Source organism: Kribbella sp. NPDC003505 (assembly GCF_040610875.1).
In the GTDB taxonomy this organism is placed as follows: Bacteria; Actinomycetota; Actinomycetes; order Propionibacteriales; family Kribbellaceae; genus Kribbella.
This window is the reverse complement of the sequence record NZ_JBEXNA010000003.1, coordinates 82,977-108,339: the sequence shown is the minus strand read 5'-3', so window position 1 is coordinate 108,339 and position 25,363 is coordinate 82,977. Positions and strand designations below refer to the sequence as shown.

21 protein-coding genes are annotated in these 25,363 nt (G+C 70.5%); 13 read left to right on the top strand and 8 right to left on the bottom strand.

The window, feature by feature from the left end:
- The first annotated feature begins 87 nt into the window (after positions 1–87).
- From ABZX12_RS09545 to ABZX12_RS09525, 5 genes are all read left to right on the top strand, one after another.
- Positions 88–738: a glycosyltransferase family 2 protein gene (locus tag ABZX12_RS09545; RefSeq protein ID WP_355691495.1), complete on the top strand. Its 651-nt coding sequence runs from the start codon at positions 88–90 to the stop codon at positions 736–738.
- Positions 735–1,985 (top strand): DUF2064 domain-containing protein, encoded by a 1,251-nt coding sequence (locus tag ABZX12_RS09540; RefSeq protein WP_355691493.1) that lies wholly within the window; start codon positions 735–737, stop codon positions 1,983–1,985. The genes ABZX12_RS09545 and ABZX12_RS09540 overlap by 4 nt, the downstream gene beginning before the upstream one ends.
- A 101-nt stretch (positions 1,986–2,086) precedes the next feature.
- A complete protein-coding gene (locus ABZX12_RS09535; RefSeq protein ID WP_355691492.1) occupies positions 2,087–3,424 on the top strand; it encodes a glycosyltransferase 87 family protein in 1,338 nt (445 codons plus the stop codon).
- The gene (locus ABZX12_RS09530) at positions 3,381–4,229 is read left to right on the top strand and encodes a hypothetical protein (protein WP_355691490.1); all 849 of its coding nucleotides are present in this window, start codon (positions 3,381–3,383) and stop codon (positions 4,227–4,229) included. Before ABZX12_RS09535 ends, ABZX12_RS09530 begins: the two co-directional genes overlap by 44 nt.
- Positions 4,230–4,328: 99 nt before the next feature.
- Positions 4,329–5,258: a threonine/serine dehydratase gene (locus ABZX12_RS09525; protein WP_355691488.1), complete on the top strand. Its 930-nt coding sequence runs from the start codon at positions 4,329–4,331 to the stop codon at positions 5,256–5,258.
- 14 nt (positions 5,259–5,272) lie between these two features.
- Here ABZX12_RS09525 and ABZX12_RS09520 read toward each other — a convergent pair whose 3' ends face one another.
- Together ABZX12_RS09520 and ABZX12_RS09515 are read right to left on the bottom strand one after the other, a co-directional pair.
- Positions 5,273–6,718: a glycosyltransferase 87 family protein gene (locus ABZX12_RS09520; protein ID WP_355691487.1), complete on the bottom strand. Its 1,446-nt coding sequence runs from the start codon at positions 6,716–6,718 to the stop codon at positions 5,273–5,275.
- 81 nt (positions 6,719–6,799) lie between these two features.
- Entirely contained in the window at positions 6,800–7,294 is a 495-nt protein-coding gene (locus ABZX12_RS09515) for a MarR family transcriptional regulator (RefSeq protein WP_355691485.1), read from the bottom strand.
- 40 nt (positions 7,295–7,334) lie between these two features.
- Between ABZX12_RS09515 and ABZX12_RS09510 the strand changes: the two genes are divergently transcribed.
- Together ABZX12_RS09510 and ABZX12_RS09505 are read left to right on the top strand one after the other, a co-directional pair.
- Positions 7,335–8,336, top strand: a complete 1,002-nt coding sequence (locus ABZX12_RS09510) for an EamA family transporter (RefSeq protein ID WP_355691484.1) — start codon at positions 7,335–7,337, stop codon at positions 8,334–8,336.
- Positions 8,245–9,264 (top strand): LacI family DNA-binding transcriptional regulator, encoded by a 1,020-nt coding sequence (locus ABZX12_RS09505; RefSeq protein WP_355691483.1) that lies wholly within the window; start codon positions 8,245–8,247, stop codon positions 9,262–9,264. The genes ABZX12_RS09510 and ABZX12_RS09505 overlap by 92 nt, the downstream gene beginning before the upstream one ends.
- Here the strand turns inward: ABZX12_RS09505 and ABZX12_RS09500 are convergent.
- From ABZX12_RS09500 to ABZX12_RS09485, 4 genes are read right to left on the bottom strand one after another with little or no spacing between them, the layout of a single operon-like run.
- A complete protein-coding gene (locus ABZX12_RS09500) occupies positions 9,240–11,174 on the bottom strand; it encodes a beta-galactosidase (protein ID WP_355691481.1) in 1,935 nt (644 codons plus the stop codon). The genes ABZX12_RS09505 and ABZX12_RS09500 overlap by 25 nt on opposite strands.
- A gap of 4 nt (positions 11,175–11,178) precedes the next feature.
- A complete protein-coding gene (locus tag ABZX12_RS09495; RefSeq protein WP_355691479.1) occupies positions 11,179–12,081 on the bottom strand; it encodes a carbohydrate ABC transporter permease in 903 nt (300 codons plus the stop codon).
- Positions 12,078–13,049 (bottom strand): ABC transporter permease subunit, encoded by a 972-nt coding sequence (locus tag ABZX12_RS09490; protein WP_355691478.1) that lies wholly within the window; start codon positions 13,047–13,049, stop codon positions 12,078–12,080. The genes ABZX12_RS09495 and ABZX12_RS09490 overlap by 4 nt, the downstream gene beginning before the upstream one ends.
- Positions 13,033–14,694: an extracellular solute-binding protein gene (locus tag ABZX12_RS09485; protein ID WP_355691476.1), complete on the bottom strand. Its 1,662-nt coding sequence runs from the start codon at positions 14,692–14,694 to the stop codon at positions 13,033–13,035. The genes ABZX12_RS09490 and ABZX12_RS09485 overlap by 17 nt, the downstream gene beginning before the upstream one ends.
- 109 nt (positions 14,695–14,803) lie before the next feature.
- On the opposite strand from ABZX12_RS09485, the gene ABZX12_RS09480 reads away from it, so the two are divergent.
- Together ABZX12_RS09480 and ABZX12_RS09475 are read left to right on the top strand one after the other, a co-directional pair.
- Positions 14,804–15,994 (top strand): ROK family transcriptional regulator, encoded by a 1,191-nt coding sequence (locus tag ABZX12_RS09480; RefSeq protein ID WP_355691474.1) that lies wholly within the window; start codon positions 14,804–14,806, stop codon positions 15,992–15,994.
- Positions 15,995–16,155: 161 nt separating this feature from the next.
- Positions 16,156–19,029, top strand: a complete 2,874-nt coding sequence (locus ABZX12_RS09475; protein WP_355691472.1) for a glycoside hydrolase family 3 C-terminal domain-containing protein — start codon at positions 16,156–16,158, stop codon at positions 19,027–19,029.
- Here ABZX12_RS09475 and yicI read toward each other — a convergent pair.
- Positions 18,978–21,221 carry an alpha-xylosidase gene (gene yicI, locus ABZX12_RS09470; protein ID WP_355691471.1) on the bottom strand — a complete coding sequence of 748 codons (2,244 nt, stop codon included), beginning with the start codon at positions 21,219–21,221 and terminating at the stop codon, positions 18,978–18,980. The two genes, ABZX12_RS09475 and yicI, sit on opposite strands and share 52 nt — an antisense overlap.
- A gap of 133 nt (positions 21,222–21,354) precedes the next feature.
- Between yicI and ABZX12_RS09465 the strand changes: the two genes are divergently transcribed.
- Genes ABZX12_RS09465 through ABZX12_RS09450 form a run of 4 tightly spaced genes read left to right on the top strand, consistent with a single transcriptional unit; the run spans position 21,355 to position 24,400 of the window.
- Positions 21,355–22,032, top strand: a complete 678-nt coding sequence (locus tag ABZX12_RS09465) for a response regulator transcription factor (RefSeq protein WP_355691469.1) — start codon at positions 21,355–21,357, stop codon at positions 22,030–22,032.
- Between the two features lie 25 nt (positions 22,033–22,057).
- A complete protein-coding gene (locus ABZX12_RS09460; protein WP_355691467.1) occupies positions 22,058–23,470 on the top strand; it encodes a HAMP domain-containing sensor histidine kinase in 1,413 nt (470 codons plus the stop codon).
- Positions 23,471–23,525: 55 nt separating this feature from the next.
- Complete coding sequence (locus tag ABZX12_RS09455; protein ID WP_355691465.1) at positions 23,526–24,170, top strand: LysE family translocator; 645 nt, start codon at positions 23,526–23,528, stop codon at positions 24,168–24,170.
- Between the two features lie 38 nt (positions 24,171–24,208).
- Positions 24,209–24,400, top strand: a complete 192-nt coding sequence (locus ABZX12_RS09450; protein ID WP_355691464.1) for a DUF1918 domain-containing protein — start codon at positions 24,209–24,211, stop codon at positions 24,398–24,400.
- Positions 24,401–24,410: 10 nt separating this feature from the next.
- Here the strand turns inward: ABZX12_RS09450 and ABZX12_RS09445 are convergent, their stop codons facing one another.
- The gene (locus tag ABZX12_RS09445; RefSeq protein ID WP_355691462.1) at positions 24,411–25,292 is read right to left on the bottom strand and encodes a LysR family transcriptional regulator; all 882 of its coding nucleotides are present in this window, start codon (positions 25,290–25,292) and stop codon (positions 24,411–24,413) included.
- Between the last annotated feature and the right edge of the window lie 71 nt (positions 25,293–25,363).

The window sequence follows — 25,363 nt, the reverse complement described above, 5'->3', positions numbered from 1 at the left end:
GCACCAGCACCGCAACGCAGTACGCCGTAAGCAACCCGTAGTCGTGTTCCGCCCCCGCGGGCGCCGATCCGTCCCTACCGTCGAAGCATGTCGGTCGATCTCGTCCTGCCGTGCCTCAACGAGGCGGCCGCGCTGCCCTGGGTCCTCGAGCGGCTCCCACCCGATGTCCGCGCGATCGTCGTCGACAACGGCTCCACGGACGACTCGGCCGCGATCGCCGCCGGATTGGGCGCGACCGTCGTGGAGTGCGAGCTCAAGGGCTACGGCGCCGCGTGTCACGCCGGCCTGGAGGCGGCCGACGCGGACGTCGTCGCCGTGATGGACGCCGACGCCTCACTCGATCCGCGGCAGCTGGTCCGGGTCGTCGCGCCGGTCGTCGCCGGCCGCGCGGACCTGATCGTCGGCCGACGACGCCCGGTGTCGCGGGAGGTCTGGCCGTGGCACCTCCGGCTGGCCAACGCGGAGCTCTCCCGGCGGATCCGGCGGCGTACGGGCGTGGCCTTGCACGACCTCGGCCCGATGCGCGCGGCCCGGCGTACGGCGCTGCTCGGTCTCGGGCTGACGGACCGGCGCTCCGGATACCCGCTGGAGACGGTCGTCCGCGCCGCCGACGCCGGGTGGCGGATCGCGGAGGTCGACGTCGACTATCTCCCGCGCTCGGGCCGCTCGAAGGTCACCGGTACGCCGCTGGGCGCCGCCCGAGCGGTCCGCGACATGTCCAAGGTGCTCGCCCGGTGAACACCCTGATCGTGATCGCGAAGGCACCCGTACCCGGGCGGGTGAAGACGCGGCTGCAGACCGAGTTCACCCCGCGGGAGGCCGCGGCGCTCGCGCGGGCGTCGCTCGTCGACACGCTGACCGCTGTCCAGGCCGCGCCCGCGACGCGGCGGGTGGTCGTACTCGAGGGTGATCCGGGGCCGTGGTTGCCGCCCGGGTTCGAGATCGTGGAGCAGCGCGGCGGCGGACTGGACGAGCGGCTCGCGGCGGCGTTCGAGGACGCGTACGACGGCACGCCGATGCTGCTTGTCGGGATGGACACGCCGCAGCTACGGCCCGAGCTCCTCGGATTCCATTGGTCCAGGTACGACGCGGTGCTCGGGCTGACCGAGGACGGCGGGTACTGGTGCCTCGGGCTCCGGCAGCCGGATCGGCGCGCGCTGGTCGGCGTACCGATGTCGACCGACCACACCGGACGGGACCAGCTCCGGCGGCTGCTGTCGCTGGGATTGCGGGTGCGGATGCTGCCGACGTTGCGGGACATGGACACGCCACGGGACGCGGCGTACCTCGCGGCCGAGTACCCGTCGCTGCGGGTGTCGCGCCTGCATCGGCGGCTGCAGCACGCAGCGCATCCAGGGCTGCTGTTCGACCAGGCACTCGGCGGTACGACGCAGGTCGTTGCCACCGGCCCCGACGGGCGGACCGTGCCGTCACTGTCCGAGCTGGACCGCTGGACGGCGCCGGCGGACGAGGTGGATCGACTGGCGCTGAGCCGCTGCGAAGGGCCGGTGCTGGACATCGGGTGCGGGCCGGGGCGGATCGTCACCGCGCTGGCGGAACGCGGGATCCCCGCACTCGGGGTCGACGTGTCGCCGCGCGCGGTGTCGCTCACCACGTCGCGCGGTGCGGCCGCGCTGCATCGCCCGGTGCAGGATCGGCTGCCCGGCGAGGGCCGCTGGGGCAGCGTGGTGCTGATGGACGGCAACATCGGGATCGGCGGCGATCCGGCGGACCTGCTGCGGCGCTGCGCCGAGCTCGTCCGGCCCGACGGTCTCGTGCTCGTCGAGGTCGACCCGGACGACGAGCTCGACGACACCACGCCGATCGTGCTGCGCAGCTCCACCGGACGCCGTTCCACCCCGCTGCCCTGGGCAAGAATCGGCACGCGCGCCCTGATCCGGCACGCCCGCGCCACCCGCCTGCACCCCACCGAGGACTGGCGCACCCCGCACCGAGCCTTCCTCACCCTCCGCCGGACCGCCTGATGCGCCCCTCGATCCCCCACTTTGTGCACGGGATCCGCACAAAATGGCCGCGGAAACACGGCAACCATGCACAAAGTCGGGTTTGGGGAGGGTTGGCCGGTGTGGTGGCGGTCGGGGTCGGGGTGGTGGCTGTGTGGGCCGCGGAGCGGCAGTGGTGGCCGAATGTGGTGCTGGCGGTCGGGAGCGGATTGGTCGGGCTGCTGGTGTGGCGGTTCGGGCGCGGGTTGACTGTCGGCGCGGTGGTGGTCGTGGCGGGGCTGTGCCAGGTGCCGGGGGTGCTGCACGCACCGATCACGAGCACGGACGCCTACCGGTACGTGTGGGACGGGCGTGTGCAGTTGTCGGGACATTCGCCGTACGGCTACGTGCCGCTGGACGATCGGTTGGCGCACCTGCGGGACCCGGTGCTGTTCCCGGGGTTGTCGCCGGATCAGCGGTCGGGCGTGACGAGCATCCCGAAGGACCCGGCGAGCCTGCCCGTGGACGACGCCCGGACGCGGATCAATCGACCGGGCGTGCCGACCATCTACCCGCCCGTCGCCGAGGCGTACTTCACCCTGGTCGCGCTCCTCACGCCGTGGTCCGTCGGCACCTCAGGCCTGCAGTTGGCAGCCGCTTTGCTCGCGATCGCACTCACCTGGCTACTCGCCGTACAGAACCCACGATGGGCGGCCTTGTGGGGTTGGTCACCGATCGTCGCCCTCGAAGCGAGCAACGCCGCCCACGTCGACGTCCTCGCCGCTCTCCTCGTCACGGCCGCCGTGGTCACGGCCGCCCGCCGGCCACGACTGGCCGCGATCCTCCTCGGCGCGGCCGGCAGCGTGAAGCTCCTGCCGCTGCTGCTGCTCCCCGCGTTCCGCCGCCGGAAGCCCCACGTTGCCCTGGGCACCTTCGTCGCGTCCTACGTCCCGCATGTCCTTGCCGTCGGCATCCTGGTGCTGGGTTTCCTGCCCGGCTACCTCCACCAGGAAGGCTTCGAGGACGGCAGCTCGCGGTCGGCGATTCTCGCGCTCCTGCTGCCTCCTGAGGCCCGGCAGGTCGCCGCGGCGGCCCTCGCCCTCGGCCTCGCGGTCCTCGCCTTCCGCCGTGCCCGACGCGACCCGCTCGCGCTCACCTGTTGCTGGCTGTACGGCGCGGCGCTGCTGGTCGCCACGCCGACGTACCCGTGGTACGGCCTCCCGCTGATCGCCCTCGCCGCGCTGGCCGGTCGTCCCGAGTGGATCGCCGTACCGGTCGCGTCGTACCTCGCCTACGGGAGCTTCGGACACGACACGCGGCAGGGCCTGATCCAGCTGGCCGCCGCCGTCATCGTTGTCATCGCACTCACGCTCCGTGGCCGGGTCGCTGCGGAATCAGGTTTGACCGCAGCGCCTCTCGCCGCCAACACTGGCGGGCGTGACGAAACGCATCGCCCTCGCGACTTCGGCCGACTACGCTGAGTTGCACCCGCACGAACGCCCGCTTCTGGACGCGCTCCGCGCCGCGGGCCTCGACCCGGTGGTCGAGGTCTGGACCGACCCGTCGGTCGACTGGTCCGCGTACGACGCGGTCCTGCTGCGCACGGTCTGGGACTACTTCCGGCTGTACGACGTGTTCACCGAGTGGCTAGCCCAGCTCGACAAGGCCGGCGTACCGGTGCTGAACTCCACGGACCAGGTCCGCTGGAACAGCGACAAGCAGTACCTGCTCGAACTACGCGAACGCGGCGTGGCGATCGTCCCGTCCCAGGTCGCGGCAGGCCCCTGCCTGCGCGAGGTCGTCGCCGGGCTGGCCGGTGAGCAGATCGTGATCAAGCCGACCGTGAGCGGCAACGCCCTGCACACCGTCCGCGGCATCGCGGGATCCCCCGAGCTCGAGCGGGCGCTCGACGAGCTGCCTGACGTGGTGTACCTCGTGCAGCCGTTCGTGCCGGAGATCCAGTCCGACGGTGAGTGGTCGCTGCTGTTCTTCGACGGCGAGTTCAGCCACGCGGTGGTCAAGCAGCCCGCGGCCGGCGACTACCGGGTCCAGGAGTCGCACGGCGGCCGGACGACGCCGGCCGATCCGCCCGCGGCGGTCCTCGAGGCCGCCCGCGCCGCGCTGGCAGCCTCCGGCCCGACGCCGACGTACGCCCGGGTCGACGGCGTCGTGGTCAACGACCGCTTCCTGCTGATGGAGATCGAGCTCATCGAGCCGTACCTGTTCCTCCCGCAGTCCCCGGACGCGGCCGGCAAACTCGCCGCCGCGGTCGCGGGCCGGATCTAGCTCGCAGCCGACTCCGGGTGGCCCCGGCGACGCCCGTACAGCAGGGTCTCGCCGGCGGCCGTCCCGGTTGACCGACCTGGTGGACTTTAGAGTCTGGGTATGCCGACGCTCGACGCCATCCGCCAGGCCGCCCGCGACCTCGACGGACGCATCCACCGCACACCGATGCTGACCTCGTCCGCACTGAACGACCACTTCGCCGCCGATCTGGTGCTGAAGGCGGAGCTGTTCCAGAAGACCGGCAGCTTCAAGGTCCGCGGCCTGCTGACCAAGCTGCTCCGGCTGAGTGCCGCCGAGCGGGAGCGTGGGGTGGTGACAGTCTCGGCCGGGAACGCCGCCGGAGCGCTCGCCTGGGCCGCCCGGGACGCCGGCGTCCCGGCGACCGTGGTGATGGCCACGACGGCCGTCCCGGCGAAGATCGCCGCGGCCCGCGGGTACGGCGCCACCGTCGAGCTCGTCGAGGGTGACCTGATGGCCGCTTACGAGCGGATCCGGGACGAGCGCGGACTGACCGGGGTGCACCCGTTCGACGACGAGGACGTGATCACCGGCCACGCCAGCCTCGGCCTCGAACTGCTGGCGGATCGCCCCGATCTCGCCGCGGTGCTGGTTCCGGTGGGCGGCGGCGGGCTGATCTCGGGAGTCGCCACCGCGGTCAAGCTGCTGAAGCCGGACATCCGCGTGATCGGGATCGAGCCGCAGCGAGCCGACGTGGTCAGCCGCAGCCTGGAAGCCGGCGAACCGCAGCGCCTCCCCACCGCCCGCTCGATCGCCGACGGTCTCGCCGCGCCCGTCTGCGGCACCCGCAACCTCCCGCTGATCCAGCAGTACGTCGACGCGGTCGTCCGGGTCGGCGAGGACGCACTCCTGGAGGCGACGCGCCTGGTCATGTCGCGCACGAAGCTCGCCCTCGAGCCCGCGGCGGCGGCTCCCTTCGCCGCGCTGCTCGAAGGCAGCGTGCAACCCACCGGTGTCACCGCCGCCGTGGTGAGCGGCGGCAACCTCGACGTGTCGAAGCTGGTGCTCTAGGTGCTCTAGGTGCTCTAGGCGGTCGCGAGCCGCGTCTGCCCGCGGGAGTGGACGCCGTCGGACGGGTCGTCCACCGCGTCGCCCCGGCGGACGGGATCGTTCTCCGGGAGCAGGATGTCGCGCGCGACCACCAGCATCAGCCACAGCGTGCCCGCCATCCGCAGGATCACCGACAACCAGTAGATCCGGTCCGGGATCTGCGGATCACCGGGCGCCAGGAACTGCGCCAGATGCATCCAGACCAGCATCCAGTAGAAGCATTCGCAGGCCTGCCAGATCAGCCAGTCGCGCAGCCGCGGGCGGGCCAGCGCCACCAGCGGCAGCAGCCACAGCACGTACTGCGGTGAGTAGACCTTGTTGATCAGCAGGAACGCGGCCACCACCAGGAACGCGAGCTGCGCGAACCGCGGCGGTCGGGGCGCCATCAGCCCGAGGATCGCGATCGACAGGCACAGCCCGGCGAAGATCACGATGTTCAGCTGGTTGACGTCCGCGACCTCGTGCTTGGCGAGCTTCAGGACGTACCAGATCGAGCCGTAGTCGCTCTCCCGCTCGTCGTTGAACTGCCAGAACGACAACCACTCGTTCTTCGCGAGCAGGTAGATCGGCGCGTTCACCAGGCCCCACGCGACCGCGGCCGCGATCGTCGCCTGGAACCACGGCCACAGCTTTCGCCCGCGGATGCAGACGATCAGCAACGGACCGAGCAGCAGGAACGGGTAGAACTTCGCCGCTGTCCCGAGCCCGAGCAGTACGCCGAACCAGATGGGTTTCCCGCGTGACCACGCGAACATCGCCCCGGCCGTCAGCGCCACCGCGAACAGGTCCCAGTTGATCGTGGACGTCAGCGCGAGCACCGGCGCCGCGGCGACGTACAGGGCGTCCAGCGGCTGCCCGCGGGCCGCGCCGGGTCTGGACTCGACGCCCCGAGCCGTCGCCACGGTCAGGCCGACGATCAGCAGGGCGCAGAGGAACAGCAGCACGGTGTTCACCAGGAAGAACACGCCGGCGGTGTCGCGCTTCTGCTCGACGGTCAGGTCCTTCTTCGGGTCGCCGGTGATCAGCCAGGTGATCTGCGCCGCGACCTCCATGAAACCGCCGGTCAGCACCGGGTACTCGAGCACCGGGTAGTTGCCGGTGTCCAGGAACGGCCGGTTGCCCTCCGCGAAGCCGCGCTCCTGATACAGGAACCCGATGTCGGAGTAGCACAGCGCCTTGAACGGCCGCCAGCTCTGCCGGTCCCAGCCGGCCTCCATACAGGGCGCCTTCTGCAGGACGCCGAGCCCGAAGGTGATCGTGCAGACCGCGAGCGCGATCCGCAGCGGCGTCCACCACGACGAGCTGAGCCGGGCGAACCGCCCCGACGGCCCACCGAGCCCGACGGTCAGGCCGGCGAGCGCCGGATCAGCATCCGACGGCGTCTGCGCTGGCTCGCGCTCTGGTCCGGTCACGGTGGGCATCATCTCCTATCGGCCACCCGGCGACCAGGAGAGGTTACCCACCTGTGCCTTACGCGGGGCGCAGGTGGTTCCCGCGCGCCGCTATCCGGTCGGGTGCTCGAGACGCGCGAGCCAGGTGGTGAGCAGCTTCTCGAGCTGCTTCGTCTCGGCCGGCGAGAGGGCCTCGAGGAGACGTTTCTCATTCGCCATGTGGGCGGTGAAGGCCTTGTCGATCAGCCGCTGCCCGGCCGGCGTCAGGCGGACCACCCGGCCGCGCCCGTCCTCGTCGCTGCGGCGGCGATCGACCAGCCCGGCCTCCTCCAGGCGGTCGACCCGCTTGGTGACCGCGCCCGTGGTGACCATCGTGTGCAGCGCGATCTCCCCCGGTGCGCGCTCGTACGGCGATCCCGCGCGCCGCAGGGCCGCCAGGACGTCGAACTCCCCCTCGGTCAGCCCGTACTGCGCGTAGAGCAGCGTCAACTCACCGGTCAGCTGGTTCGCGATCCGGTGCAGCCGACCGATCACCCCTTGCGGAGCGGTGTCGACGTCCGGCCGCTCGGTCCGCCACTCCGCCTGGATCCTTGCCACGTGGTCCACGGCTTCCACTATATCTTCCCGGGAAGATATAGTATTTTCCATGGAAGACACTTTCCGCTGGACCCTGGTGACCGCGGTCGCCCCGATCGCGTGGGGCACGAACTACTTCGTCACCCACGAGTACCTGCCGGCCGGGCATCCTCTGTACGGCGCGGTGCTGCGCGCACTGCCCGCGGGGCTGCTCCTGCTCGCCCTGGCCCGCCGCCTCCCCCGCGGCGCCTGGTGGTGGCGATCGGTCGTGCTCGGGATCTGCAACATGGGTGCCTTCTTCGCGCTGATCTACCTCGCATCCCAACTGCTCCCCGTCAGCCTGGCCTCGACCATCATGTCCGCGGCGCCGTTCACCATGGCGCTGTTCGCCTGGGGCCTGCTCGCGGAACGGCCGACCGTCCAGGTCCTCACCGGCGCGACCGCCGGGCTCGCAGGCGTCGTCCTGCTCCTCGGCGCGGGATCGGCCGCCGTCGATCTCCGTGGCGTCGCGGCGTCGGCCGCCGCGCTGACGATGTCGTCGTGCGGCTACGTCCTGGCCAAGAAGTGGGGCCGCGCCGACGAGGGTCCGCTCGCCACGACCGCGTGGCAGTTGGTCGCGGGCGGCATCGTCCTGGTCCCGTTCGCCGTGGTCGTCGAAGGCAGTCCGCCACACCTCGACGGACCCGCGGTCGCCGGCTTCGGGTACGTCGGACTCGTCGCGACCGCGCTCGCGTTCACGGCCTGGTTCGCCGGGCTGCGCCGGCTGCCCGCCGCGACCGTCGGCCTCATCGGGCTGCTGAACCCGGTCACCGGCGTCCTCCTCGGCGTGCTCTGGTCCGGCGACGTCCTGACCGCTCGGCAACTCCTGGGCCTGGCGCTGGTGTTCGCCGGGATCACGCTGAGCCAAGTACGATCAATTGGCGTGTCGAAGCGCTTCGACTGGGGTAGAACTGGGGTGCCGACGGAAGAGGGGAAGCACCATGGTCACGATCGCGGACGTCGCCCGGCATGCCGGGGTGGCGACCAGCACGGTGTCCTATGTGCTCAGCGGCAAGCGGACGATCTCGCTTGACACCCGCGAGCGGGTGCAGCGCAGCGTCCGCGCGCTCGGCTACCGGCCGAACGCGAGCGCCCGGGCGCTGGCCAGCCAGCGGTCCAACGTGCTGGCGCTGGTGATCCCGCTGCGCACCGGCATGCACGTTCCGGTGATGATGCAGTTCGCGACCGCGGTCGTGACCACGGCCCGCCGGTTCGACCACGACGTCCTGTTGCTGACCGCGGACGAGGGTCCGGAGGGACTCGAGCGGGTTGCGCAGAGCTCGCTGGTCGACGCGCTGGTGGTGATGGACGTCGAGCTGCACGACGAGCGGGTCCCGATGCTGCGTGAGCTGCCGATGCCGTCGGTCCTGATCGGATACCCGGACGACGCCGCCGGGCTGACCTGTATCGACCTCGACTTCGTTGCCGCGGGCGCTCGATGCGTGGATCACCTGGCTGATCTCGGCCACCGCTCGCTCGCCCTGCTCGGTACGCCGTCGGCCGTGTACGAGCGGCAGACCGGGTTCGCGCAACACACGCTGACCGGGTTCGCCGAGGCTGCCGGGCGCCGCGGGGTGCTCGGTGTCGAAACGCCCTGTGAGCACACGTTCGACGCGATCCTGCACACGGTCGAGCAGTTGCTGGCCCAGCAGCCGGACATCACCGGACTGGTCGTGCAGAACGAGCCGATCATCGGGCCGCTCCTCGACGTCCTGCGCCGGCTCGGCCGCCGGGTGCCCGAGGACATGTCCCTGGTCGCGATCTGCGCGGACGACGTCGCCGAACGGCAGGTCCCGCAGCTGTCCTCGGTCACCATCCCCGCCGAACAGATCGGCGAGCAGGCCGTCGAGGCCCTGATCGCCAAGCTCGAGGGCGGCAGCGTTCCGGAGCTCACGCTGCTGCCGCCCACCCTCACGCCGCGCGGCAGCAGCGGACCTCACGCCTCGCGCACCACGGCGTAGCCGCCGGCGGGCACCACCAGCTCACCGTTCACAGCCACCCCGGCGACCAACTCGGTGCCCACGGCCGGTACGACGGCCTCGGTATCGCCGTGGTTGATCAAGAACACCCACGTCATCCCACCATCCCGCCGCCGCACCGTCTCCAACAGCCCACCCGCAGACCGGCCCGCGCCCACCAAGCGGGCGACGAGATCCGCGGCGGTGTCGTCGTCGAGTTCTGTCGAGACGTACCACGCCGTCCCGGCGCCGACCTGGCGGCGGGTGACGGCGGGCTTCCCGTCGAGCACTCCCCCGGCGTACCGGTCGACGACCTCGGCCGAGACCGCCTCCACGTCCTCGCTCCACACCCGCCCGCGCCCACCGGACGTCAAAGCGACCTCGTCCGAGAGGGGATGGAACTCCTCGACCCGCACCCCGAGCAGCTCCGCGAACGCACCGGGATAACCACCCAACCGCACCCGGGCATCCGGATCCACGATCCCGCTGAAGTACCCGACCAGCAGCTGTCCGCCGCTGTCGACATACGCGGCCAGGTTCGCGGTCGCCTCGTCGGAGACGAGATACAACGACGGCACGACCACAACCCGGTACGACGACAGGTCGGCGTCCGGAGCCGCGAAGTCCACAGGCACGTCCGCGTGCCAGAAATGCCGATGCGCGGAGCGTACGGCGGCGAGGTAGTCCAGCGTCGACGACGGCAGGTGCGTGCCCTGCATCGCCCACCAGCACTCGGCGTCCCACAGGATCGCGACCTCCGCGACCACGGTGCTCCCGGCCACCTCGGCCAGCCGCGGCAGCACGGCTCCGAGCTGCGTGATCTCCCGGAATCTCGCGCTGTCCGGACCCGCGTGCGGAACCATCGCCGAGTGGTACATCTCCGCACCTCCCCGGGACGCGCGCCATTGGAAGAACAGCGCACCGCGTGACCCGCGGGCGACATGCGACAGACTGTGCCGCGCCATCCGGCCGGGCTCCTTGGTATGCCACCGCCCGCCGGTGTTCAGACCGCCTGCCGCCTGTTCCATCAACAGCCACGGTTTCCCGCCGGCCCAGGTCCTGGCCAGGTCCGCGCCGAACGCGGTCTGCTCCTCCGCTCCGATGCCGGCCTGGTCCGGATAGTGGTCGATGGCAACGACATCGACCTCGGCCGCCCACCGCGCATGGTTCACCGGAACCCAACCGCCGAAGACGAAGTTGGTCGTGATCGGTGCCGCCGAGTGTTCCCGAAGCACCGCCTTCTGGTCCAGGTAGGCGGCCAGCAACTCGTCGGACCAGAACCGGCGGTGGTCCAGGTACTGCGTCGGATTCACCAGATACTGCGTCGCGCGCGGCGGCTCGATGTCTGCCCACTCGGCGTACCGCTGGCTCCAGAACGCGGTCGTCCACGCCTCGTTCAGCCGATCGAGCGATCCGTACCGGTCCCGCAGCCACCCGCGGAACCGCTCCGCCGCGAACGTGCAGTAGCAGGCGGTCCCGTATTCGTTGTGCACATGCCACATCGCGAGCGCCGGATGATCGTGGTACCTCTCGGCCAGCGCCCGAGCGATCCCGCGGGCCGCGTCACGGTACCCGGGCGCGCAGACGCAGTACGTGTCGCGACTGCCGTGCGTCAGCCGTACGCCGTCAGCGGTCACCGGCAACGCCTCGGGGTGCAGCCGGCTGAACCACGGCGGCGGTGAGGCGGTCGGCGTGGCCAGGTCGACCTGCACCCCGCCGTCGTGGAGAAGATCCAGCACCTGATCGAGCCACGCGAAGTCGTACTCACCGGGCGCGGGCTCCAGGCTCGACCACGAGAAGACACCCACTGTCACGAGGTTCACACCGGCCTGACGCATCAGGTCGACGTCCTCTTTCCAGACCGCGGGATCCCACTGCTCGGGGTTGTAGTCGCCGCCGTACCAAAGACTCATGGGCCTAGCCTTTCACCGCGCCGATGATGACACCCTTCTGGAAGTGCCGCTGGATGAACGGGTAGACCAGCAGAACCGGCACGATCGCAATCACCACGATCGCCATCTTGATCGCCAGCCCCGGCGCCGGCGCCAGGCCCAGCCCGACGTTCGCCACCCCGCCCGCGCCGGTCGGGAGCGGTGCCTGCTGCACGATGTAGGTCCGCAGCACCATTTGCAGCGGCCACTTGCTGTTGTCGTTGATGTAGAGCAGCGCGTTGAAGAACGCGTTCCAGTAGCCCACGGCGTAGAAGAGCCCGACGACCGCGACCACGGCCTTCGACAACGGCAGCACGATCCGGCGGAGGATGGCGAACTCCCCCGCACCGTCGATCCGGGCGCTGTCGATCAGCTCACTCGGGATCCCCATGAAGAACGACCGCATCACGATCAGGTTGAACGCCGAGATCGCGGCGGGCAGGATCAGCGAGGCGTAATGGTCGATCAGGCCGAGCGCGTTCACCACGAGATAACTCGGGATGATGCCGGGCCCGAACAGGAACGTCAGCAGCACGACGAACAGCAGCGGCCGGTGGAACAACGATCCCGGACGCGACAACCCGTACGCCGCGAGCACGGTGATCCCGAGGCTGAACGCCGTACCGATCGCGGTGATCGCCACGCTGATGACCAGCGCCTTCGTCACCACTCCGCCGGAGAGCAGCTGCACGTACGCCGCCACGGTCAGCTCGTGCGGTATGACGACCAGTCCACCGGCCCGCGTCACCGCCTCCGTCGACGACAAGCTCGTGACGAGCACGACATACAACGGGAACGCGACTGCCAACGCGATCAGCACCAGGACCACCGGCTTGCCGAGCCGATCGACGAGCGTCGGTTCTTCTTCCCAGACAGCTCTTTCACTCATGAGCGCGAATACACCCCCTGTTCGCCCACCATGTGCGCGAAGCGGTTGGCCACCAGGACGAGGACGAGACCGACAACGCCCTTGAACAGACCCGCGGCGGCGCCGTAGCCGAAGTCACCGACGAGAAGGCCCTGGTAGTAGACGTATGTGTCGAGCACCTCGGCAGCACCGCCACCGACCGCGCTCCGCTGCAGGATGAACTGCTCGAACCCGACCGTCAGCGCGTCGCCGAGGCGCAGGATCAGCAGCAGGACGATCACCGGACGCAGCCCGGGCAGTGTGATGTGCCAGAGCCGCCGCCAGCGGTTCGCGCCGTCGGCGGCGGCGGCCTCGTACAGCGCCGGGTTGATCGTCGACAGCGCGGCGAGGAACACGATCATCCCCCAGCCGGCGTCCTTCCAGACCGCCTGCGCGGTAACCAGCAGGATGAACGTGTCCGGCTTCGTCATCAGGTCGATCGCCTGGTGGCCGTTGTCGCGCAGCGTCTGGGCGAGCAGGCCGGCGCCGCCGATCATCTGCTGGAACAGCGAGACGACGAGCACCCACGAGAAGAAGTGCGGCAGGTACACGATGCCCTGGACGATGTTGCGGACCTTGGCCGACAGGACGCTGTTCAGCAGCAGTGCCAGGCCGATCGGGATCGGGAAGAAGAACGCGAGCTGGACGGCGGTGATCGACAGCGTGTTCGCCACGGCCCGCCAGAACGCGGGCTCGGCGAACATCCGCTGGAAGTTCGCGAACCCGATGAAGTCGCTGCCGCGGATCCCGGCGTACGGCGAGTAGTCCTGGAAGGCGATCACGTTGCCGAGCGTCGGGAAGTAGTGGAACACCCCCAGCAGCACCACGACCGGCAGCACCATCACCAGCAACGGCCAGTCCCGCCGCAACCGATGCCGGAACGTCATTCCGCCGGCCCGCGCCGCCCGCGCCCCGGGCGTCCGGACGCGGACCCTACCGACCGTTGTCACTGAGAACCTTGGCGTAGAAGTCGCGGCCTTCGTTGCCGCCGTTGTCCTGCCACTGCTTGACGGCGGTCTTCAGCTCGCTGAGCGGCTTGCGGCCGCGGAGGATGTCCTGCAGCGCGTCGTCGAACGGCTGGTTCAGCGCCGCCATCTTGGCCGGTTGCTCGACCCGGATCCCGTCGAACAGGTTCTTCTCCCGCACCTTGGCGGCCGCGTTCTGCCACGCGCTCATCGACTGGACGTACCCCGGGTACTCGCTCTGGGTGATGGCCACCGGCCGGCCACCCAGGAAGATGTAGGTCTGCGAGACCTCCTTCTGTCCCAGCGCGGTGAGCTTCGGCGCGCCGGAGGGCTGCTTGACGTAGTGCTTGCCCTCGACCCCGTAGTTGTAGAGCTGATACTCCTCGGTCCCGAACGGCGCCGCGGTGTAGTTCAGCACGCCGAGCAACTCCTTGACGCGCTCCTCGCCGACCCCCTTCTTGACGAAGGTGAAGATGCCGGCCGGGTCGCCGCCCCACGTGATCGGCGTACCGCCGTCGTGGGCGAACGGCAGCACCGGCTGCGGGTTGAACTTCGGGTTGCTCGACAACTGCCGCTGCAGCGACTCGTTCCAGCCACCCAACCCGTCCTGCCGGACCAGCATCTTGCCGCCCTCGAACAGCGCCTTCTCGTCCGCCGAGTTGCCGACCACCTCCGGATGCACGTAGCCCGCCTGGAACAGCCTGCGGACGAAGGCCACCGACTCCGCGTACTCCGGTGTCTCGATCTTGTGCACCAGCTTGCCGCTGGAGTCCTTGCGCCAACCCGCCGGCGCACCGAACGCCCGGGCCATCTCGTCGGCGACCGAGCCGAACGCCCAGCGACCGGCCTTGGCGTCGGTCAGTTGCTTGCCCAGCGCCAGCATGTCGTCGGCGGTCTTCGGCGGCTCCGCGCCGATCTGGTCGAAGAGGTCCTTGCGGTAGAACAGGGCCCACGGGAACCCGTCCGACGGGAACGGCACGGCCTTCAGCTGTGAGTTCCAGACGCCGTACGCCCATGCCCTGGTCGGCAGGTTGGCAAGCATCGGGTACGCCGACACCTTGTCGCCGGCCAGGTACGGCGTGAGGTCCTCGAACAGCTTGTCCGCGGCCTGGCCGAACCGCGTCAGGCTGGAGATGTTCCAGCCCGGGATGCAGAGCAGCTCCGGGATGTTGCCGGCCGCAAGGATCGGTCCGAGCTTGTCCCCGTAGTCGTTGCCGTTCAGGATGTTGAACTTGACCGGCGCGCCGATCCGCTCGTTGTTCGCCTCGAAATACGAATTGCCGGTGAGCGGCGGGATCGGGCTCCACAGCGGCGTCATCGCGGTGACTTCCCTGCCGCTCGGCACCATCTTGTCCGGCACCGCCCGCTTCAGCTCCCTCGGATAGTGCGAGAAGCCGGGCGAGGCGCCGTTCTCCCCCGGCAGGTCCGGCTTCACCGACTCGTACGCGATGTACTTCGGCAGCAGGCCGGACAGCTTGTCCTCGGTCTCGGCGCGGCCCGTCGTACTGGACCCCGAACCGCCGTCCGAACACCCGGTCAGCGTGGCCCCGCCCGCGGCCGCCGCCGCGCCGGCGCCGAGCAGGGAGATGAAGGTGCGGCGGCTGGTTCCGCCGATCTCTGGTCCGGTCACGTCGCATCCCCTAGACTTAGTTGGGCTAGTAGCCAAACAAATTAACGCAGAGCCCTCAGCGCGACAAGGTGTAGAACTGACCCAGAACTTCTTTTGGACGGGACGGACCTTGACCACACAGACCGCGGACCACACCGACATCCGCGCCACCAACCTGGCGGCGGTGCTCGGCCACCTGCGCCGCGAGGCCCCCTGCTCGCGGGCCGCGATCGCGGCCGGCACCGGGCTGAACAAGGCCACCGTGACGAGCATCGTCGGCGAGCTGCTGGAGCGCCGGCTGGTCCGCGAGACGCAGCAGACGCAGAACCACGTCGGCCGCCCGGCGACACTGCTCGTGCTCGACGGCTCGGCGTACGCGACGATCGGCCTCGAGGTGAGCGCGCGCGGGCTGACCGCCCTGGCCTGCGACACCGCCGGCGAACAGGTCCTGCGCTGGCACCGGGCCGGCCCCGGCGTCGACGCGGGGCCGGCGAAGACCGTCACCGCGCTCGCGACCCTGGCCCGCCGGGCGATCACGACCGTCCAGGCGTCCGGGCGCCAGGTGCTCGGCATCACGGTCGGCGTCCCTGGGCTGGTGAATCGTGACGGCGCGGTCGTCCTCGCCGCCGGCCTCGGGTGGACCGGCGTTCCGCTGCGCGCCGAGCTCACCGGAGCACTCGGCCGCCCCGACATCCCCGTGACGGTCGACAACGACGCGTCGCTGGGCGTGCTCGCCGAGCACCTCTACGGCGCGTACGCCGGCACACCGAACCTCATCCAGGTCACCGGGGACACCGGCGTCGGGGCGGGCATCATCGCCGACGGCCGTCCGCTCGCGGGGCATCTCGGGTACGTCGGGGAGATCGGGCACCTGCGCCTCGTTCCGGACGGACCGGTGTGCGGCTGCGGCCGCCGCGGGTGCCTCGAAGCGCTGGCCGGCCTGCCCGCGATCCTCGAACGGGTCGACGGCGCCGTCGACGACGATCCCCAACAGCAACTGGAATCGCTGATCCGCCGCGCCGACGCCCAGGAGGTCGCGGTGACGAAGGTGCTCGCCGAGGCCGGGACCCACCTCGGCGACGGCATCGCGGCCCTGGTCAACATCCTCAACCCCGAGGTCGTGCTGCTCGGCGGTGCGTACGCGCTGCTGGCCGACCACCTCGCGCCGGCCGTCGACAAGGCGCTCCGCGAGGCCACCATCGCCCCCGATGCCGGAGGCTGCACCGTCGCCGCCTCCACGTTCCCGCACACCGCCACTCCCCTGGGCGCCACCGCCCACGCCCTGACCCCACTCACCCGCGGCCGCCTCCCGAGCCGCTGACCTCCGCAGGAAAGCGCCTACCCGTTCCGCCCGCCCGAGGTCTTGACCCTGGGCGTGCGGGATGCAACCCTCTGTTCACGCCCGATCTGTCGAAGCGCTTCGATCAGTTCCTGCCACCGTGATCGAAGCGCTTCGACACCAGACCGTGGAGTCGATCGCCGATGAGTACTCCTCCCCCGTTCCGCGACCCCGCCCGGCCGGCCGGTGAGCGGATCGACGACCTGCTCGCCCGGCTCACCCTGGCCGAGAAGATCGCCTTCCTGCACCAGTACCAGCCGCCTGTCGCCCGGCTCGGGCTGCAGGCGTTCCGAACCGGCACCGAGGCCCTGCACGGTGTCGCCTGGCACGGTCCGGCGACCGTGTTCCCGCAGGCGATCGGCCTGGCCAGCAGCTGGAGCCCCGAGCTCGTGCGCGAGGTCGGAGCGGCCGTCGGCGACGAGGTCCGGGTGTTCCACCGGAAGGACCCGGCCGATGTCGGCCTCAACGTGTGGGCGCCGGTCGTCAATCCGCTGCGCGACCCGCGCTGGGGCCGCAACGAGGAAGGGTATGCCGAGGATCCGTGGCTGACCGGCGTGATCGCGACCGCGTACGGACACGGGCTGGCCGGCGACGACCCGACGTACCTGAAGACCGCTCCGACGCTGAAGCACTTCCTTGCCTACAACAACGAGACGGACCGCTGCACGACCTCGAGCAACCTGCCGCCACGGGTCCTGCACGACTACGAACTGCCGGCCTTCCGGGCGCCGATCGAAGCGGGCGCTGCCGTCGCGGTGATGCCGTCGTACAACCTGGTGAACGGACGGCCCGCCCATCTCAGCCCGCTGATCAACGACGTCCTCCGGACGTGGACGACCGACGAACTGCTGGTCGTGAGCGACGCCTACGCGCCCGGGAACCTGTCCGGCCTGCAGCAGTACCTGCCCGACGCCGTGTCCGCGTACGCCGCCGCGCTGACGGCCGGAGTGGACAGCTTCACCCAGGACGGCGCCGACACCGCCCCGACGATCGACCGGCTGACCACGGCCCTCGACCGTGGGCTCATCAGGACCGCCGACCTCGACACCGCGGTACGGCGGGTGCTCGCGATCCGCTTCCGGCTGGGCGAGTTCGACCCGCCCGAGCTCGACCCGTACCGCGCACTCGAACCCGAACTGGTCAACTGCCCGACCCACCGCCGGCTCGCCCAGGACGCGGCCCGTCAGGCGATCGTGCTGCTCAAGCACGAGTGCCAGGTCCTCCCGCTCGCGCCGGCGACGCGTGTCGCCGTCGTCGGGCCCCTGGCCGGCACACTCTCCGTGGACTGGTACGCCGGGACGCTGCCCTACCAGGTCACCGCGCTGGACGGCCTGATCGAGCGACTGGGCTCCGAGCGCGTCGAGTACTGCGAGGGCGTCGACCGGGTCACGCTGCGGATCGCCGGCTCGTCGTCGTACCTCACGGTCGGCGGTGACGCGGTGCTGCGGGCCGGCACGGATCCGGGCGAGTTCGATCTGTTCGACTGGGGTGGAGACGCCTGGGCGCTGCGCTCGATGCGGAACGGCCGGCACCTGACCGCCACCGACGAGGGCGAGCTGGTCGCGGACCAGCCGGGCCCGAACGGCTGGGAGGTCAAGCAGACCTTCCGCCTGGTGCCGTCGTCGAACGCGCTCCTGATCCAGCATCTGCACAGCGGCCGCTACCTCCAGGTCGACGCCCACGGTGCGGTCGACCTCGCAGACGCCGGTACGGCGTTCGAGCTCGACGTGGTGATCGACGGCGCGGCCGCGGCCGCCGAGCTGGCGGCCCGGGCCGACGTCACGATCGTGGTCGCCGGCAACCACCCGCTGGTGAACGGCCGCGAGACCGAGGACCGGACGACTCTGGAGCTCCCAGCGGCGCAGGACCGCCTGATCCGGCGGGTGCATGCCGCGAACCCGCGGACGGTCCTGGTTCTGAGCAGCAGCTACCCGTACGCGATCGGCTGGGCGCAGCAGCATCTCCCGGCGATCCTGTGGTCGGCCCACGGCGGTCAGGAGTACGGCCGCGCGCTGGCCGACGTTCTGTTCGGTGACCACGACCCGGCCGGCCGGCTGACGCAGACGTGGTACCACTCCGCAGCGGATCTGCCCGATCTGCTCGACTACGACATCATCGCGACGGACGCTACGTACCTGTACTTCCGCGGCGCACCGCTCTACCCGTTCGGCCACGGCCTGAGCTACACGACCTTCGCGTACGGCGACCTGCGGCTGAGCGCAGCGTCGACGCCGGCGGACGGCCACGTCCAGATCACGTTCAGCGTCACCAACACGGGCGATCGGGCCGGAACCGAGATCGCCCAGCTGTACACACGCCAGCAGCGCTCGCGGGTCAAGCAACCGCTGCGGCAACTGCGCGGCTTCCGGCGGGTGTCGCTGGAGCCGGGTGAGACCGCCGAGATCGAGCTGACCGTCGCCGCGGCCGACCTGGGCTTCTGGGATGTGACCCGGGACCGGCGCTGCGTCGAGACCGCGCGACACAGCATCATGGTCGGCCGGTCCAGCACCGACCTGCGCCTCAGCGCGACGCTCGACATTCACGGCGAGCGGATCCCGTCCCGCACCCTCACCCGCCTCGCCGCCACCAGCTTCGACGACTACAGCGCCACCGCCCTGACGACCGCGACCCGCGACCGCGGCGACGCCGTGATCGCGCTCGAAGCCCAAGCCTGGTTGGCGTTCGACGACATGCACCTCGATCCGACGAGCTATGTGGCCCGCGTCGCCAACCGCAGCAACGAGCCCGCCACCATCGACTTCCGCCTGGACGACCCCCTGCACGGGCACCTGCTCGGCACGCTCCACGTGCCCCCGACCGACAGCCTGATCTCGCTCGACGGCGAGCTGCAGCTCGACAGTACGTATAGGCCCACTGCCGGCGACGGCTCGCCGGCGCACGCCTCAGATCCGGCTCAGCCGATGGACAGTGGCCGTATACGTACTGTCGAGCCGCCGCACACGCTTTATGCCGTCTTCTCTGCCGCCGGGGTCGTGCTGGAGAGCTTGACCGTGTAGCGCTCGCAGGTGCCTGAGAGCACGCGGGACTCGACCTGGCCGGCCGTGAACGTCAGTTCGATTACGGCGTCGCCGTTCGGGGACGGCAGTGTGATCGTGCTGACCTGACCGTCCGACGGCTCGAACCAGCACAGCTCGACTCCGTCCGCCCAGTCGTACTCCGGCCGGTCGTCCACCGAGCCGATCGGGATGACGGCCCCCTCGCGCACGAACAGCGGCACCGTGTCGAAGCCGTGCGTCTGTTCCACCCACGCCGGGCCGGTCACGAGCTCGCCGGTCAGCAGTGACGTCCAGCGCCCGCGGGGCAGGTAGAACGAGACCTCGCCGTCGAAGCTCATCACCGGCGCGACCAGGAGGTCCGGGCCGAGCATGTACTGCCGGTCCAGGTACGCGACCGCCGGATCGCCGGGGAACTCGAGCGCCATCGGCCGCATCACCGGCACCCCGTCCCGATGGGCCTCCTCGGCCGCCGCGACGAGGTACGGCATCAGCGACAGCTTCAGCTTGGTGAACTTCCGCAGGACGTCGACCGCCTCCTCGTCGAACGCCCACGGCACCCGGTACGACGACGAGCCGTGCAGCCGCGAATGCGACGACAGCAGCCCGAACGCCACCCACCGCTTGAAGATTGCGGGGTCGGGCGTGCCCTCGAACCCGCCGATGTCGTGACTCCAGTAGCCGAAGCCCGACGCCGCCAGCGACAACCCGCCGCGCAGCGATTCGGCCATCGCCTCGAAGGTCGACTCGCAGTCGCCGCCCCAGTGCACCGGGAACTGCTGGCCACCGGCCGTCGCCGAGCGGGCGAACACGACGGCCTCGCCCGCCCCGCGATTCTCCTCCAGCAGCCCGAACACGGCCGCGTTGTAGAGCTGCGGATAATAGTTGTGCATCCGCTCCGGGTCGGAGCCGTCGAACCAGACGACGTCGGTCGGGATGCGCTCGCCGAAGTCGGTCTTGAAGCAGTCCACGCCGAGGTCGACCAGCGCCTGCAGCTTCGAGCGGAACCACGCCGTCGCGTCCGGGTTGGTGAAGTCGACGATCGCCATCCCGGCCTGCCACAGGTCCCACTGCCAGACCGAGCCGTCCGGGCGCTTCAGCAGGTACCCGAGCCGGTGCCCCTCCTCGAACAGCACCGAGCGCTGTGCGATGTACGGGTTGATCCACAGGCTGATCCGCAGCCCGCGGTCCTTCAACCGGCGCACCATCCCGGCCGGGTCCGGGAACGCGACCGGGTCCCAGACGAAGTCGCACCAGTGGAACTGCCGCATCCAGAAACAGTCGAAGTGCAGGACACTCAGCGGCAGGTCGCGCGCCGCCATCCCGTCGATGAACGCGGTCGTCGTCTCCTCGGTGTAGTCCGTGGTGAACGAGGTCGACAACCACAGTCCCATCGACCACGCGGGCACGCGCGCGGGCCGTCCGGTGAGGGCGGTGTAGCGACGCAGCACGTCTTTCGGCGCCGGGCCGGCGAACACGTAGTACGCCAGCTCCTGGCCTTCGACGCTGAACTGGTTGCGGGACGTCACCTCCGAGCCGACCTCGAACGACACGTGGGCAGGGCTGTCGACCAGGACGCCGTACCCCTTGCTGCTCAGGTAGAACGGGACGTTCTTGTACGCCTGCTCGCTCGACGTGCCGCCGTCGGCGTTCCAGCTGTCGACGACCTGCCCGTTCTTCACGAACGCGCCGAACCGCTCGCCGAGTCCGTAGACGGTCTCGCCGACGCCGAGCGCCAGCTGCTCGTGCAGGAAGTGCCTGCCGTCGGCATCGGTGACCAGGCCGACGCTGCGCGCGCCCGAGTTGGTCAGCGGCTTCCCGTCCTGCTCGAAGCGCACGTCCCACGGGCCGTCGAGCGCGATCACCACACTCAGCTCGCCGGACGTCAGCCGCGCCTCGGCGGCACCGACCTCGACCTTCACCGGATGCTCGTCGTCGGTGGTCAGCCGGTACGACGGGTGCGCGGGCAGTCCGCCGAGGTGGTGCGCGATCCGGACGCCGATCACCCCGCGGGCCGGCGACGAGAACGTCACGGTGAACATCGGCTGGTTGAGCGTGTCTCCGCGCCGCTCGATCCGCCGGGCGGGCGCGAACACGGTCAGCTCCCGCTCCCCCGCCTGCACGCTCTCGACCTCGGCCGGCCGCAACCGCGTCAGCCCCGCCCGCAGCTGCCAGTACCCGTCGGTGAACTTCATGCCGGCCAGCCTTCCGGTTCGGATTGTCGAAGCGCTTCGACAGCGTTCCGACAACCGTAGAGATCGCAACTTCACGACGTCAAGTTGCGGACCTCTCAGCGGATTCTCAGCGCCGAGCGGTGAGACTGGGGGGATGCGAGTGCTGATGGTCGAGGACGAACTGCGGCTGGCCGACACCGTGCACCGGGGGCTGACCGACGCCGGGTTCGTCGTGGAGCTGGTGCACGACGGCGAGAACGCGGTCTGGGCCGCGACCGAGCACAACTACGACGTGATCGTGCTGGACATCATGCTGCCGAAGCTGAACGGGTACCGCGTGCTCGAGCTGCTCCGGGCCCGCGGCGTCTGGACGCCGGTGCTGATGCTGACCGCCAAGGACGGCGAGTACGACCAGACCGACGCGTTCGACCTCGGCGCGGACGACTACCTGACCAAGCCGTTCAGCTTCCTGGTCCTGGTCGCCCGGCTGCGGGCGCTGATCCGGCGCGGCGGACCGGAGCGCCCGGTCGTGCTGACGGCCGGCGACCTGACGCTCGACGTCACCCGGCGGCGGGTCGAGCGCAACGGGCGCGAGATCACCCTGACGCCCCGCGAGTACGGGCTGCTCGAGTTCCTGATGCGGCACCGCGGCGACACGGTCAGCAAGAGCGAGATCCTGGCCGGGGTCTGGGACCCCGCCTTCGACGGCGACCCGAACGTCGTCGAGGTCTACGTCCGCTACCTGCGCAAGAAGATCGACACCCCGTTCGCCCGGCACGCGATCGAGACCATCCGCGGAATGGGCTACCGGCTGAACCCCGAAGGCGGCTAGCAAGCACCTGAGCCAGACTGGGGGCGTGAGCACGGTGGTGCGACGGCGCGTCGACGGGTGGTACCGGACCGCCGGCGGCCTGCGGCAGGCGAGTGTCCGGAGCCGGTCGACGGCGGCGGCGGTGATCGTGGTGGCGGTCGCGATGATGCTCGGCGCGGCCGCCCTGCTGCTGCTCCTGCAGCGGGCGCTGATCACCGAGGTCTCCGACGCGGCCGAGGCCCGGGTCGCGGAGGTGGCCCAACAGGTCGCCGCGGACGGTACGGCGGGGCTCACGCCTGCCCTGGCCGAGTCCACCCGCAGCGGTCAGCTGATCCAGGTGCTCGACCCGTCCGGCCGGGTCGTCGCCGCGTCGTCGACCCGGGTCGAGGCCACGCCGCTCACCGATCTGCGGCCGCCGGCGGGCGCGCTGCTGCGGGCCGAGGTCGGCGAGATGCCGCTCATCGACGACGATCACTCGTTCCTGATCGTCGCGCAGGGGGCGGCGTACGGCGGGACGACGTACACGGTCGTCGTCGCGTCCTCGGTGGAGACCCAGCGGCAGACGGTCACGACCGTGGCGAAGTACCTCGCGATCGGGTTCCCGGCGCTGCTGATCGTGGTCGGCGTGGCCGGCTGGCTGATGGTCGGCCAGGCGCTGCGGCCGGTGGAACGGATCCGGGCGCGGGTGCAGCGGATCGGGACGCGGGACCTGACCGAGCGGGTCCCGGTGCCGCAGACCCGGGACGAGATCGCGCGGCTCGCCGTGACGATGAACGAGATGCTCGACCGGCTGGAGACCGGGCACGCGACCCAGCGGGCGTTCGTGGCGGACGCGAGCCACGAGCTCCGGTCACCGCTGGCCACGCTGACCGCGGCGCTGGAGGTCATCGAGGCGGACAGCACGGGTCAGGCCTGGCACGACCTGCGACAGGTGATGGAGACCGAGACCGACCGGATGCGGCAACTGGTCGAGGACCTGTTGCTGCTCGCGAAGGCCGACGACACCGGGCTGCGGATGCGCCAGGTCGAGGTGGACCTCGACGACCTCGTGACGGCGGAGATCCAGCGGCTGCGGAGCTCGGCCCCCGAGCTGACCGTCACCGGCGACGTACATCCGGTCCGGGTCGTCGGTGATCCGGCGCGGCTGAGTCAGGTGCTGCGGAACCTCGTCGACAACGCGGCTCGCGCAGCCCACAGCACGGTCCACCTGACGACGGCGGACGTGAACGGGTCGGCGGTCATCACGGTGTCGGACGACGGGGACGGGATTCCCGAGCAGGACCGGCAGCGGGTCTTCGAACGGTTCGTCCGCCTGGACACCAGCCGGTCCCGCTCGAGCGGGGGCTCCGGCCTCGGGCTGTCGATCGCCCGCGAGATCACCCACGCGCACCACGGCACCATCACGTTGACGTCCTCGAGCACCGGCGGTACGACGGCGACCGTCACGCTCCCGAACTGACCACGGACCGGAAATCGCCGGGACCGGGCGGCGCCCGTGGGTCAGGATGGAACGCATGGACGTGTCGGTGGTGCTCGGGTTCCTGGTAGCGGTCTTCCTGGTCAGCGTCGTACCAGGACCGGACATGCTGTTCATCGTGGCGAACGCCGCGGCCGGCGGGCGCCGTACCGGCGTCGTCGCCGCGGCCGGGATGTCGACCGGCCTGGCGGTGCACAGCGTGGCGGCCGCGCTCGGCCTCGGTGCGTTGATCCAGGCAGCGCCGCAGGTTCTGAACGGCGTACGAGTAGCGGGGGCGGCGTTCCTGCTCTACCTCGCATACCTGACATGGCGCGCGAGTCGGCAGGAGCTCGGAACTCCCGAGGACGCCCCGCGGCTCCCTCGGCGGACGCTGCGCCGGACCTACCTGATGGCGACCCTGACCAACTTGGCGAATCCGAAGGTGATCCTGTTCTACTTGGCCTTCGTCCCGCAGTTCATCACGACCGGCAACGGCAGCTGGCCGGCGACCGTGCAGTTCCTGGTGCTCGGCGCGGTGTTCATCCTGATCGGCTTTCCGGTCGACGCCGGCGCGGCCCTGCTGGCCGGCACCCTCACCGAGCGTTTCTTCCGCACCGGCAGCAGGATCCGCCGGCGGCTCGAGCGGGTGACGGCGGCGATCTTCGCGGGGCTTGCCGCCCGGCTCGCCATCGACATCCGCTGAGGGGTGGACCAAGCTGGAAGGAGAAGGAGGTGGGTGTGGTGAAAGCTGCAGCAGGCGATCAGGTCGTGGTGGAGAGCAGCCACCTGATGGCGCACCGGCGGGAAGGTCAGATCGTCGAGGTGCACGATCCGGACGGCGCACCGCCGTACCTCGTGCACTGGAGCGACACCGACTCCGAGTCGCTGTTCTTCCCGGGTCCGGACGCGCACATCGTGCACGCCGAGCGATAGCTGGTCGGGGTCAGTTCCGGACGGCCTCGGTGGCGTGCCGGAGTTCGTCGAGGACTGTGCGGACCGCTTGCCTCGCGGCCCGTTCGGGACGGTACAGGGCGTCGATGTGGCGACGGGTGTGGACGTCGCGAAGCGGGCGGAGCGCCACCGCCGGATGACGCTGCGCGGTCCAGCGCGGCATCAGGGCGAGGCCGGCGCCAGCCGCCACCAGCTCGGCGACGACGGTGAATTCGTTGACGCGATGGACCAGCTCGAGGCGGTGGTTCGCGGCCGCTCCGATCGCCTCGATCGTCGCCATCAGCGGGAAGCCGTCGTGGACGGTGATCCACGGTTCGTGCGCGACGTCGCGCGGGGTCAGGGACCGCTTCGCCGCGAGCGGATGATCGACCGGCACGGCGACGTCGAGCGGCTCGTGCAGCAGCGGCGTGACCGCGACCGTCCGCGGCCACGGGGCCGCGTGGTCGAGACGGTGCGCCAGGACCACGTCGTACTCCCGGGTGAGCGCCGGGAACTCGTCCTGCGGCACGTCCTCGTCGTGCAGGCTGACCTTCGGGGCGACGCGCAGCAACCGCGGGAAGAACGCCGCGGCGGCACTGTGGAACGCCGCCACCGAGACCTCGCCGTCAGGCTGCTCCACGAAGTCGTCCACCACTTGGCGGGCCCGTGCGAGCGCCGACTCCACATCGGCCGCAGCTCCCGCCAACGCACGGCCGGCCGGGGTCAGCACGACCCGGCGGCCGTCGCGCTCGGTCAACGGCACCGGCATCGACCGCTGCAACAGGCGCAGCTGCTGGGAGATCGCCGACGGTGTCACCAGCAACGCCTCCGCCGCCGCGGTCACACTCCCCAGCTCACCGACTTCCCGAAGCACCCGGAGCTGCCGTTCGTCCATTCTCATAATGTAGCTGGGCTACATCGTCGCTGAAGACATTGGTACTTGGCTTCAACGTTCTGAGCCCGCAC